At 39.3% G+C, this 13966-nt stretch carries 6 protein-coding genes; 5 read left to right on the plus strand and 1 reads right to left on the minus strand.

What is annotated here, in order from left to right:
• The first annotated feature begins 12 nt into the window (after positions 1 to 12).
• From BV375_RS09810 to BV375_RS09830, 5 genes are all read left to right on the plus strand, one after another.
• Positions 13 to 1854 carry an ATP-binding protein gene (locus BV375_RS09810; RefSeq protein WP_086759868.1) on the plus strand — a complete coding sequence of 614 codons (1842 nt, stop codon included), beginning with the start codon at positions 13 to 15 and terminating at the stop codon, positions 1852 to 1854.
• 22 nt (positions 1855 to 1876) lie between these two features.
• A complete protein-coding gene (locus BV375_RS09815) occupies positions 1877 to 4069 on the plus strand; it encodes a WD40 repeat domain-containing protein (RefSeq protein WP_208099094.1) in 2193 nt (730 codons plus the stop codon).
• Between the two features lie 127 nt (positions 4070 to 4196).
• The gene (locus BV375_RS09820; RefSeq protein ID WP_086759871.1) at positions 4197 to 4826 is read left to right on the plus strand and encodes a sigma-70 family RNA polymerase sigma factor; all 630 of its coding nucleotides are present in this window, start codon (positions 4197 to 4199) and stop codon (positions 4824 to 4826) included.
• 547 nt (positions 4827 to 5373) lie between these two features.
• On the plus strand, positions 5374 to 8451 hold the full coding sequence (locus tag BV375_RS09825; protein WP_086759872.1) for a PQQ-binding-like beta-propeller repeat protein: 3078 nt from the start codon (positions 5374 to 5376) through the stop codon (positions 8449 to 8451).
• Positions 8452 to 8597: 146 nt separating this feature from the next.
• Positions 8598 to 12797: a tetratricopeptide repeat protein gene (locus BV375_RS09830; RefSeq protein ID WP_086759874.1), complete on the plus strand. Its 4200-nt coding sequence runs from the start codon at positions 8598 to 8600 to the stop codon at positions 12795 to 12797.
• Between the two features lie 144 nt (positions 12798 to 12941).
• Here the strand turns inward: BV375_RS09830 and BV375_RS09835 are convergent, their stop codons facing one another.
• A complete protein-coding gene (locus tag BV375_RS09835) occupies positions 12942 to 13433 on the minus strand; it encodes a hypothetical protein (RefSeq protein ID WP_086759938.1) in 492 nt (163 codons plus the stop codon).
• Positions 13434 to 13966 lie beyond the last annotated feature (533 nt).

The following is a 13966-nucleotide window of genomic DNA, read 5'->3' on the forward strand; positions in this document are numbered from 1 at the left end:
AGGAATAGATGGATGGAATGGGAGTGGTCAAGATATAACCGCGAAGGTCTAGCGAGCTTTGTCAGTGATAAAGCTGTTGAGTTCCTTAGACTACCCGAAAATCGAGTAGATATTGCTCTCAGCCAAGGACGCTACCAGCTAGTCGAAGCCATCTACAATGCCTTAGTGGAGCAAAATATACGATATACTCCAGAAAAATATCATCCTTCAAATGCCAAACAGCGGATACGCACTCCTGTAGAAATCCTTGATAAGCCAGGTGAAGGAACTTGTCTTGATTTAGCTGCACTTTTTTGTGGGCTATGCTTAGGTAATGATTTACTACCACTATTGATTGTAACCGAAGGTCATGCGCTGGTGGCTGTGTCATTAACCCACGGGTTACGAGATTGGAACATTTTTAATCGGCGTGAACGGGAACTCTTTAAAGATAAACCACTCGAAGACGTTGAGCAGCTACGCGAATTAATTGTTTCTGATGTATACATAGCGATTGAATGTACTGGTTTTGCTTATAGTAAAAGCCTACCCAAGAATTTTCCAGAAGGAGTGGGGCGAACAGAAGATGGGATTCTGCCATTTGAGCGGGCAATTGCTGCTGGTCGCGAACAACTTAACCAAACCGATAGACCATTTCGTTTTGCACTTGATATTGCAGTTGCACACTACGAATGGCGAATCGAATCTGCCAATATCCCTAATTCAAATTTTGTACTCCCTTCTTCTCCACTTCATCAGTTTCAGTCCCTTATTGCTGATAAGACAGAGGGTTTTGTTGGACGAGTATATGTATTCAGCGCGATCGCAGAATTTATCAACAGTCAACTCAACGGCTATTTCACTATAGAAGCAGATCCCGGTGTAGGAAAAAGCGCAATACTAGCCAAATATGTTCAAGAACACGACTGTATAGCGCATTTTAACGTGCGATTGCAAAGCATTAACCGTGCTTCCCAATTCTTGGAAAGTGTGTGCAAGCAACTCATCAACCGCTACGATTTACCATACCCATCCTTGCCAACTGAAGCAACGCGGGATGGTAACTTTTTGGCGCAGTTGCTAGATGAAGTTAGCCCCAAGCTGGCAGAAAGTAGGAAATTAGTAATTGCCATTGATGCTTTAGATGAGGTGGACTTAGCCAGCCAAGACGTTGGTGCTAACATCCTTTACTTGCCCCCCTCCCTCCCTCAAGGCGTCTACTTCCTGCTGACGCGACGAAGAGTAACACTGCCTTTTGTGGTTCACGCACCGCAGCACCTCTTCAAGCTGATGGAATACCGCGACCAGAGCAGACAAGATGTGCAAAATTACATTTGGGGTGCTACTAGGCGTCCAAAGTTACAGGCGTGGATTGATAGGCGGGAGATGACAGTTGAAGAGTTCGTTAATCAGCTAGCTGACAAAAGCGAAAATAACTTCATGTACCTGCGTTATGTTTTGCCACAAATTGAGGATGGCTTCTACCAGGACTTAAGCATAGAAAGTTTACCTAAAGGTCTAGAGAACTACTATGAAGATCACTGGCGACGTATGGGTATGGCTGCCAAGCCATTACCGCGCACTAAGCTGAAAATCGTGTACATTTTAGGTGAAATTCGGCAAGCCGTATCACGTCGCTTAATTTCTGAATACGCTAGCGAGGATCAACTTACCGTACAGAATGTTCTTGACGAATGGGAGCAGTTCTTGCACGAGCAACCTATCGACGACCAAACTTGCTACAGCATATATCACTCTAGCTTCCAGGATTTCCTGCATCGCAAAGACATTGTTCAGGCAGTTGGGATTGATATTAAGAACATTAATGCCATGATTGCTGACCGCTTGTGGGAGGGGCTATTTGGGGATGAGTGATTTGTACACATGTTTGAATAAAATGCCGTCAGACAAACAACGAGCCGCTCTGCATGACTTAGCACAGCATCTAGCTAAGGCAGTAGATGTATTTCATACAGAGCGATTGTACCAATTGCTGACCAACTTCTATTTTATAGAAGCCAAGGTTTTTATCCTGGGAGCACAACCATTGATAGAAGATTATGATCTAGTCAGAAATCTTCACAGTCTCATTTCTTGGGAAAGCTTAAACACCTTGATATTAATTCAAGATACCGTCCGGTTGTCATCACATATATTAGCTTCCGATCTAGAAAAGGCACAAGTTACTGGACAGTTAGCCGGACAGTTACTAGGGCGACTACTGGCTTATAAAACTCCCCAGATACAGGCATTAATGGCTCAAGCTAAGCTGCGGAATCATGCATGGCTATGTCCGTTAACACCAAGCTTAATTCCTCCTAGAGGATATTTGCTACGCACACTTACTGGTCATGACGACACAATCAATACGCTAGTTGTGACCCCAAATGGTAAACAGGCAATTTCCGGTTCTGATGATAAAACGCTTAGAGTCTGGAACTTAGAAACTGGTGAAACTTTATTCACACTTTCTGGTCACAACGCTGGGGTAAATACTATTGCTTTATTCTCAGACGGCAAGAAAGTGATTTCTGGTTCCGATGATAAAACACTTCGAGTTTGGAGTTTGGAAACTCAAGAAACACTGCTCACCCTCTCTGGTCATACTGACTGGATAAATGCTGTCGCTTTAACCCCAGATAACAGATGGGCTATTTCAGCTTCATGGGATAAAACCCTTATACTATGGAGTTTAGAAAAAAGGGAAGTACTATTAACCCTTATTGGTCATACTGCAAGGGTAAATGCAATAGTTGTGACCCCAAATGGTAAACAGGCAATTTCCGGTTCTGATGATAAAACGCTTAGAGTCTGGAACTTAGAAACTGGTGAAACTTTATTCACACTTTCTGGTCACAACGCTGGGGTAAATACTATTGCTTTATTCTCAGACGGCAAGAAAGTGATTTCTGGTTCCGATGATAAAACACTTCGAGTTTGGAGTTTGGAAACTCAAGAAACACTGCTCACCCTCTCTGGTCATACTGACTGTGTGAAGGCTGTAGTGGTGGCTCCAGATGGCAAGCGGGCGATTTCCGGTTCAGATGACAAAACACTTCGAGTTTGGAGTTTGGAAACTGGCGAAACACTATTCATCATTACTGGTCATAGTGATTGGATAAGTACACTAACCATAACTTCTGATGGTAAACAAGCAATTTCTGCCTCATGGGACAAAACACTTCGAGTTTGGAATTTGGAGACACAAGAGACGCTGTTGACCTTCACTGGTCATAGTGCAGGGATAAATGGGATTGTTGTAACTTCTGATGGTAAACGAGCAATTTCTGCCTCATGGGATACAACGCTTCGAGTTTGGGAGCTAGAAACTGGCAAAACGCTATTTAGTCTTATTGGTCATAGTGATTGGATAAGTGCAGTAACCATAACTCCCGACAGTAAACGAGCGATTTCTGCCTCATGGGACAAAACACTTCGAGTTTGGAATTTAGAAACACAAGAGACGCTATTTACCCTCAATGGTCATAGTAGAGGGGTGAGCGCAGTAGTTGTAACGCCAGACGGCAAACGAGCAATTTCTGCATCGTGGGATCAAACTTTGAGAGTTTGGAGTTTGGAAACTGGAGAAACACTATTCACCCTCAGTGGACATGATGCTGGTGTAGGCACGGTAGCCGTGACTCCAGATGGCAAGCATGTAATTTCTGGTTCAGACGACAAAACGCTTAAGGTCTGGAGTTTGGAAACTGGAGAAACACTATTCACTCTGTCTGGCCATAGCGACTGTGTGAATACAGTAGTTGTGACTACTGACGGCAAGCAGGCAATCTCTGGTTCAGATGACAAAACTCTTAGGGTTTGGAGCTTAGAGACGGGAAAAGCACTATTCACTCTCTCTGCTCACGGTGAGTGGGTCAATGCAGTGGCTATAACCTCAGATAACAAGCAAGCGATTTCTTGTTCAGATGACCAAACTTTAAAAGTTTGGGATCTGTCTACTGGGAGGATGATTACTAGTTTCCACGGAGAAAACGAGATAAACTGCTGCGTCATTGCACCAGATAATAAAATGGTTATGGCTGGAGAGCGACTAGGCAGATTACATTTTCTACAGTTGCTGGGCAGATAGGGTTACTTTAATCCAAGTTGTCCTTACCAAGATTAAGAGAATTTATGTTTCTATTTTGTTTGACTTACAGGCTTTTAATTTAACTTAACACTACCTGCCGTTCACACATATTTTTGACTTTAGAGAAATGAATGATAAAATTTCTACTTCTTCATCTGATATTCAAAAAGAACAAAAAACAGTAAATGACTACGTCGAGCTAATCGAAAGAGTAGCGCAGTTGGAATACACTCGCTTGCCAAAGCACTTGGTAGATTACAGTGAGCTAGTCAATATTGGTGCCATAGCAGTACATGTTTTGCTGACCTCCAATCCCGATCAAGAGTATAAGTATACATATTTAGCTACTGCCATTAGGTGGGCCATTCGGAATGAGTTGCAACATCGGTACGAATGGTATACCCTCAAAAAGTCTTCCGATGATGATGCTGATGCATTGGAAGATAAACAACTGATTCGAGAAGCCATTTATGAAACTGTTCTCTCTACTGAAGAGACACATACCCCCCTTGGTTTTGAGGAAGCTGGCCAACAGGAAGTTAATGAGATTAGAGAGCTTGCTAGAAATGTTCGGGAAGCAATCGCAAAGTTGCCAAATCAAGAACGACAAATCGTTGAAGCTCGTTTTTATAAAAAACTAAGGAGACAAGAAATTGGGGAGTCTTTTTACGTTTCACCACTGCGGATTTTACGGATGATGCAGTTGGGGATGGACAACATAAAAACGAAAGTAGGAGGAGAAGATAGGAAAAAATAGCTTTGAGTCTAATCGCTCAGTTAAGTCATTTTTTTTAGTACGGATATTGATTGATTGATAAACGCTTCTAGTATGGAAACGAGAAAAAGCTCAAATTGAGGCACAGCTTAGCTACGTGGAGAAAGATGCTTTGAAAATTTTAGGCATTGCATTCTAAAATCTCAGCAGGGGTAAAGTGCCAGCAATAGCATTGAGATCAACAGTTTTCATACCAAGGCAAAGCAACAGAAAGTATTGCAGCAATAGTTGTTCCTGGAGCAACTGGCAATACGGACAACACTTGTTCGGTAAAGTTTGCTCTTAATTTGATTTGAACCTAACATAATTCTCCAAAAACAATTATTCATATCATTTTCGGTGAAAGACTTATCATTTAGGCCGCTGAGAGGCAGGGGAGCAGAGGGAAAGGTTTTTGGGTTTTCCGCATAGATCGGGAATTGTAACTAATTAGCCGGATATCATAATCACCTGCGTGGTTGCACTTGATAAATTAACCTTTATTACAAAAAATTAACAGAGTAATTATATTTCCCTAGTCCAGAAAAGTATGAGTAATTTAAATGAAAGGTTAGCAAAAATGCCGCCTGATTTACGACGAGCTACTCTACAAGATTTACCAACTCATTTAGCAGAAGCAGCTAGTACAGAGCGATTACATTTGCTGCTAACCAATTTTGATTTTATTGAAGCTAAAGTTTCTGAATTAACCCCACAGGAATTGATTGAAGATTATAATCTAGCTAAAAACCCTCAAGTTCCGATACCTGAAGAAAAAAGGAAAAGCTTGAGATTGATTCAAGGAACACTTCGGTTATCATCCAATACCTTAAATCAGGATAGAAAACAACTGCCTGAACAGTTACTAGGTCGCTTGATGGATTCAAAAGACCACATAATTCAATTACTAACGGCTCATGCTTTAAAAAGAAAGACTGGTATTTGGTTACGCCCTTTAGTTCGTAGCTTAATATCCCCTCACGAACCATTGCTACGCAACTTACAATCAGGTCACAACCAAGTAGTGAATGCTATGGTTGTGATGCCAGATGGGCAAAGAGTCATCTCTGCCTCTAACGACAATACACTCAAAATTTGGGATTTGGAAAGTGGAGCAGTACTGTCTACTTTAGAAGGACATACTGATTGGGTCAAGGCGGTGGCAATCACACCTGATGGAAGGCTTGCAATTTCTGCATCTAGGGACAATACCCTGAAAGTATGGGATTTGGATAAATGCTTGGTGCTACATACCTTGACAGGTCATACCCAAGGAGTTAATTCAGTGGCAGTTACTTTAGATGGTGAACGAGCTATCTCTGCATCAAGCGATCGCACTCTCAAAGTATGGGATTTAAATAAGTATTTAGAAATACGCACTCTGCAAGGACATACTGGCTTAATTAAACATGTAGCAGTAGCACCAAGCGGAAGGCTAGCCATTTCTGTCGCTGATGATAATACTTTGAGGATCTGGGATTTAAATCAGTATATAGAAATACATATTATCAAAGCAACAAATGTCAATGCAATAGCAGTCACTCCGGATGAAGATAGAGTTATTACCGTATCTGCAAAAGGCACAATTCAAGTTTGGAACATGGAGAATGGTAAAGAGCTTTACACCTTGCTTGGACATAACAATGTGCTCAATGCAGTAGTCGTAACATCAGATGGACAAAGGGTGCTTTCAGCTTCAAGTGACCATAGTATAAAAGTTTGGGATTTGAAGACAAAAACAGAATTATTGACACTAAGGGGCCATACTGCGCCAATATTAGCTTTAGCAGTAACACCTGACGGAAAACAAGCAGTCTCTGCATCCAGAGACATCATTCTCAAAGTATGGAACTTGGAGATGGAATCTGAACTGCCCCCTGTCATAGGTCATATGCAGAGGGTAAATTTTATAGCAGTAACATCTGATGGAAAACAAGCAGTCTCTGCTTCTGCCGATCGCACTCTTAAAGTTTGGGATTTGCAAACTAGGCAAGAACTTTGCACCTTAAAAGGGCATCAGCATGAAGTGACATCTGTATCAGTCATACCAAAGGAAAAAAAAGCCGTCTCATCCTCTGTAGATGGCACTTTAAAAATGTGGGATTTGCTAAGAGGTAAAGAAATAAACACATTGAGATTACGATTTTATTGCGAACGAATCAATGATGTGGTGGCAATGCCAGATGGGAAAGCGGGGTTGTGTGCCTTCAATAATAATATTTTAAAAATTCAAAATTTAGGGATGAGGACTGAAATCCTTACCCTACAAGGTCATACTGCACCAATATCTGCGATTGCGGTGACACTAGACGGAAAACGAGCAGTTTCCGGCTCAAGTGACAACTGTTTGAAAGTTTGGGATTTGGAAAATGGGAATGAACTGTTCACTTTTCGAGGTCATACAGGTAAGGTATACGGAGTAGCAATTGCAGCGGATGGGCAGTCAGTAGTTTCTTCTGCAAGTGATGGTAAGATTAGGGTTTGGGATTTAAATTCTGGTGCAGAGCTACTTGTCATACACGCTCATACCTTAACTATTAAAGCACTAGCATTGACACCAGACGGGCGAGCAATTTCAGCTTCATATGATAATACTGTTAAAATTTGGCATTTGGAAAGTGGAAAAGAACTGTATGTTTTACACCGTCATCTTGGCAGTGACAGATCCGTTGTAGTGATGCCAAACGGACAGCAGGCAGTTTCAGTTTTAAAAAATGGTACGCTGCAAGTGTGGAATTTGCACAACGGGGTTGAGTTGTGCAGTCTAAATTGCCAGAACAATTTTTTAGTTAGTGCATTAGCCTTAACACCTGATGGTCAACGTGCTATAGCAGGTTCTTTCAACGGCATCCTCAAAGTTTGGGATTTACATACTGGAGTTGAACTGTATACCCTTGCGCGCCATGCTAGTGCTATTTTTTCTATCGCAGTAACACCTGATGGAAAGCAAGCTATCTCTGGGTCTAAAGATCGTACTCTCAAAGTTTGGGATTTGGAAAATGGAAATGAACTTTATACTTTAGGGAGCCACTCAAGTATTGTTACTTGTGTAGCAGTTACATCAGATGGCAAGCGAGTAATTTCTGCTTCTTCCGATGGCATTGTGAAAGTTTGGATGCTAGAATCAGAACCATTTATTCTTAAAGGTCATACTGATACAGTACACGCAGTAGTTGTGACCCCAGATGGAAAGCAAGCAGTTTCTAGTTCATCTGACTGTACTTTGAAAATATGGGATTTAGATAAAAAGTTAGAACTACATACATTAAAGGGTCATACCAAGGTTGTTTATACAATAGCGATAACGCCAAACGGGAAGTTAGTAGTTTCTGGTTCGTGTGACGGTACAATAAGAATTTGGGATTTAAAAAGTGGAACCCAATTGTATACTCTACAGGACAGCACTAGCTGGGTTAATTCAGTGGTAGTAACCCCCGACGGGCAAAAGGTTATCTTTGCCTCAGGTAATAATACCCTTACAGTTTGGAATCTAGAGAGTAGAAAAGTTATTGCTCGCTTTAGTGCTGATAGCTCAGTTGAAGCTTGTGCTGTATTACCTGATGGGGTAACTATTGTTGTAGCTGAGAAATCAGGACGAATGCATTTTCTACAATTAAAAGGGATATAAATCTAAATAGCAATTGCAACTACAGTTGCTCCAGATTTAGTCAGGCTTTTAGGAATTATTTAAATTGAGTATAAATACTATTGATTATTATCAAATTGTATTTTACATTTTTATTTCTGCAATTTTTTAGGTAGCCAGTAAGTTCAATGGAATGGGAATGGCATCCAATTGACACGGTGGGCATAGCCCGTTTTATTGACCCTAACGTAACTAACCTGTTGCCTGTAGAACAAAGTGTTTACGACATAAAACAGCAGTCACCCCAGAACCTTAGCCCAGTTATTGAACTACTGTATAACAAGTTACTAGAACAACAGATTTGGTACGCAGCAGAAAAAGGAATTACTTTAACAGGAAATCAAAAAATTCGTCGTCCGGATGAAATTATCAATGGTAATAGGGAGGGAACCTGTCTCGATTTAGCTCTGCTGTTTTGTGCTTTATGCCTTGGGCATCAATTAATACCTATTTTTGTACTACTTGAAGGTCATGCGTTGGTAGCCATTTCAGTTATGTACGAAGGCAGAGAGCGAGATAATTTGTTGCGATCGCATTTGCATCTACTTCAAAGTAACACAGTAACCGATGTTGAAATTTTACGCCATCTGGTAGACAGTGGAGAATATGTTCTTTTGGAATGTACAGGTTTTGCCCGCTCAGAAACCATACCAACGCACCTGCCTGAAGGGGAAGACCGTATTGATGGTCTGCTAACTTTTCAAAAAGCTGTGGAAGCTGGGCGCAAACAACTGGATTACCCAGGTCGTTCCTTAAAATTTGCCTTTGATGTAGATATTGCTCATTGGATGTGGGGAATTAAGCCCCATGAAGCTAATAGACAAGACACCACTCATATTTTACAAGAGCAATTAAAGCTATTAACTACTCAGATTAACCAAAGACTAATTTCTCCTGCCACTGGTACACCTGAAAATCTTACTGATGAGAGGCATTCACGAATTGAGAATGGGTGCAAATTAATTAACCAGGGAAAACCTAAACAAGCCCTACAGTACTTGACAGACCTGAAAGCAGAATTGTGGGAGAAAAAATTAGACCTCATTATTAAGTATCGCTTACTAGCCAATATAGGAATGGCTAAACTTGGACTTGAGCAAATTTCCGAGGCTGCTGATGCTTTTATAGAAGCTAAACAATATAACCCAGAAGATGAAAAAGCCCTTGCTTTTGCAGCAATGGGATACACACTACAAAAAAATTATCAGCAAGCAGAGGAACTTATTCAAGTTGTTTTACAGAAAAATCCAGCTAACTCAATAGCACATTCTCTCCGAGTTGAAATGGCTCCAGCTACTGATAGTTTAGAACAAGTTATCAATAGAGTTCCTCCTGCTCATCAAAATAATCCAGATGTAATGGCAGCTTTGGGACAGGCAGCTTTGGACAGAAATTTGTGTAAAGAAGCAGAAAATTATTTTCAAGCAGTCGTCAATCATAACAAAGGCAATTTAGATAATATTAAAGTTTTATTAGCTATTACTTTGATGCAATCTATAGCTAAAGATTTTCCGCTTATCTTGGTTGGACAAATAGATTCAATTAAAATAGAACAACTAGAAAAAGCATTAACTTTATTTACTGAAGTGTTGGGTGGTAATAACCCGAACATAAGTGATTTATCTACAATTAAATTGGCTGCTCTTGTTAATAGAAGTAGTGCATTAAGGCTTTTAAAGAGATACAATGAAGCAAGTCGTGATATCGAAATTGCCTTAGAATTAGAACCTAAAAATTATGAATTTATTAGGCAACGTGCGCTTATTGCTGTCGAAAAGGGAGAAATAGCGCAAGCGATTAGCTATTTACAAAAAATTCCCTTAAATGAGAATTATGAAGCATCAATATTAACTGCAAGTTTAATGGGGCGAGAAAGTCGATTTAAAGAAGCGATAGACTTGCTGGAAAATATCCAATTAAATAATCAAAAAGAAGAGCTAAAAGCAGAAGCTACACGTTTAAAAGCGCAGTTATATCTAGAAATGAGAGATTACGAAAGTGCTAAAGAAATTTCTCAAAGCTTGCTTGATGAAGAACCAAATAACATTCTCAACCTTGTTGCCCATATAAGTGTACTTATACGAAATAATAATGAGGATAGTATTCGACCTTTTATTGAACAAGCAAAGGCTTGTTTGGGACTAAATACTGATATTAGAGATTTGGTAACTCTAGCTGACTTACTATACTACCTCAAATACTACCGTGATGCGGTAGAAGTTTATGAAAAATTTGTAGATAAAAAATTAAATAATCATTTTACTTACCGATTACTAAACTCTTACTTTCATGCAGGCGATCACGAATCTGCAATAAATCTTTGTGAAGAACTAATAAACCAGCATGGAATTGATGTACTTATTCCTCATTTATCAGAACTTGCCACTTTTATATACCAAAGCATAGATGACTTTCCCTCTGTCCGCAAAATATGTGAACAATACTTAAGACTTGTTCCTAATGATATTTCTATGCAGTTGCGGTTGGCAGTAATGAACTATGAGACTGATAATTTTGAAGATTTAGAGAGATTTTTAGATTCAAATCCTAATATTGATAATTTATCCTTTGATGCTTGTAAACAGCTTGCTATTCTTTATAAAGTAACAAATAAATTAGATAATTTTTTTGAAATTATCTATCGAATAAGACAACAATTTCATAATTATGAACAAGCACATATTTTTTATATAACGTCGTATGCTGAAGGAATGAATCTTTATGTAAAACTCCCTTATCCAGAACAAAATGATATCAAGCCTTTACATTTACCAATAACTATAAGCGGAATAAAAGTATTTTCGTCTCTAGCTTTCGATAGTTATTGCCACCAATCGTTTCAAAAAGTGGAAAGCACTTGTGGTGTACTTTTAATAAATAAATTTAAATCGAATAATGCTAAATGGTATATTATTGATGAAAATCTAAATAAAAATTTTTCAAGCCAAGAATTATGCCCTACTGATACCTTCTACCAGAAATTAATAGGTAACTCCCTTGGTCATGAGGTCAAAATTTCCGAAAATCCTCTTAATAAAAATTCTTCTTTAATTATAGCTGCCATAACAGATAAATATTTTGCAGCTAACTATATCAGCTCTAATTTTATAGAAGACAGACCAGATATTCAGGGGTTTAGTATAGCACAAGTCCCAAGTAATGAAAAAGACGGCATCGACCCTGATTGGTTAGAGCGTTATGGTGAGATGTTAAAAGAACGCGAAGAAAGGTTCAATAAAATAAAATCTTTATACACTGAATTGAAAATTCCTTTTGGACTTTTTGCTATTCAAGACAATAGAAATTCTATTGAACTATGGGAAATTTTAGTATATGGTAATGAACCCTGCTTACATTGCTGGTCAAATCCGAATGAGAATTTAGATGATGCTGTTTCCTTACTTCAAAAAGAAAATCTTTTAGTTATTGATATAATTTCGCTTTTAAGCATTTATAAATTAGGATTAGCAGATATCGCTGTCCAAGCTTTTAAATTTGGTATTGCTCAGTCTACACTTGAATTACTACGATACATAGTACAAGATTGCCAATTATACGGTGTAGGCGGTTGTTCTATTTTTGCTTCAGTCAATGGTCAACAGGTAATACAATCTTTTAGTCCTGATGAAGTCGCTCAAAGGAAATTATATTTTGAGCAACTTATCACTTGGGTACGAAATAATTGTCTTATTCTTCCGTGTAAACGAGCTTTAACTATTAGTAGAGATGAAAGGCAGAAGCGTAACGAAGTGCTAGGCTTGTCTTTTGTTGATACTGCACTTCTTGCTGGTGAAACTGGTCGTATTTTGTACTCTGATGACCAGTGGTTACGCTTCTATGCTAAAGCTGATTCAGGAGTTCAAGGTGTTTGGACACAAGTAATTTTGAATTATTGTTTACAACAAAAGTATATTGATAATTCCACATATTGTAATGCAACTCTACAATTAATTTACTGGGGATATAACTACACACCTGTAAATGCAGAAATTCTATTGGCATCTGCTAAACGGGCAGATTGGAGTCTAAAACCAGATTACACAGCAGTTTTGAAAGTTCTTGAAAATCAGCTATCTTCGGAAGACTATATTCCTTATGTTGCTGCTGAATTTATTTATAAGCTTTACAACGAGGCAATAGTTCCTCATTATAGAGATTATTTAATTCTTGAATTACTTAGAGCTATTACTAAACATAGGCATAAAACAAAAATTATTCAACAATTGACCCGTAATGTTAAGTCTATGTCTCCTTTTTTGTTGCATATTACAAATGATATTTTACGCATAATTGAGATTTGGTGGTATACCCAAAATCTTGTAACATGAAGATTAAAAAAAGGTTTTAGTGTGGCCATTGTGACAGGTGGCAGCAGTTTACTATCCTGTCTATCTCAGTAAAATCATACTACTATGCATGAGTAAGGCGAGTCTGAACGTGTGCAGTCTAATTCGGGTGACTCAAAACCAATTTCAAAAACCCTCAACATCTTCTCCTCCCAAACTACCTGAGCCTTCCCCAAAAAGCCAGTCGCTATCACTGTCGGCATTACCTTCGCCATCCAGTTGAAGATTTAAGGAAGGTATTAGCTGTTCAATTTGGCTTTCAAGTCGGGAGATCGCCAGCGTTAAAGAAGCAAGTTGCTCCCTATCTTTCTTAATTTCATTTGAAATCCCCACCCGCAATTGATTTAACCGCTCTTGCAGGGTATGTACTTCCGTTTTGGTCGCAGAAGGAATATTCACCTTCTCTTCCAGGGCGGCAATTTGAGCTTTCAAAGCCTCAATTTCAGCAGCAGTTGCACTTACACCATCCGCACTCTCTTCCACAAGTGCTTGTTTAATACAATTCAGCACAAACTCCTTAAAAGTGAGGCGCAACTCCTCAGCACGCTGCTTGGCCTGCTTCACCAACTCCCGGTCTTCTTCAGACAGAAGTTTTATATTTATCTGCGGATATTCCACCATTCCCTCGCGCTTTTGTTGTGGAGAAGTGATTTCTAACCAGTTCTTTAACCATTTGCTTCGAGTTCTAATATTTACTTACTCCCCCTACCTCCCTATCTCCTCCTACTTCCCCAACTTTCCCCACTACCATCATCGCATACGGGATATCCGCGTATATACGATATAGACGATTCTAGATGAGCAATTTAATCGTGTCCTGGAAACAACTATCATAAAGATACCGGGAATTACAGTTCTCGGCATCATGGTTTTTCTTCTATTATTTTTTTCGTGTAGTTTTCTAGAGTACTTACTACACAATTCTGACTTGAGCGGATACCAAAGTCTCCATTCTCCCCTTGTGAAACAAACATTTTATAAGTCCTTGGAAGATATAGCGATCTATGAAGAGTCTTCCCTATGCTGTAACAAGTAGTGATGAGTGATGAGTAGATGTGACAAGCTTTTTTCACCCTTATATAAAAACAGCGATCGCTATTCCTAATAGCGCCGATTCATTGGACATTTGTGGAAAATGCATACATATATCC

Source organism: Nostoc sp. 106C, from assembly GCF_002154725.1.
GTDB lineage: Bacteria > Cyanobacteriota > Cyanobacteriia > Cyanobacteriales > Nostocaceae > Aulosira.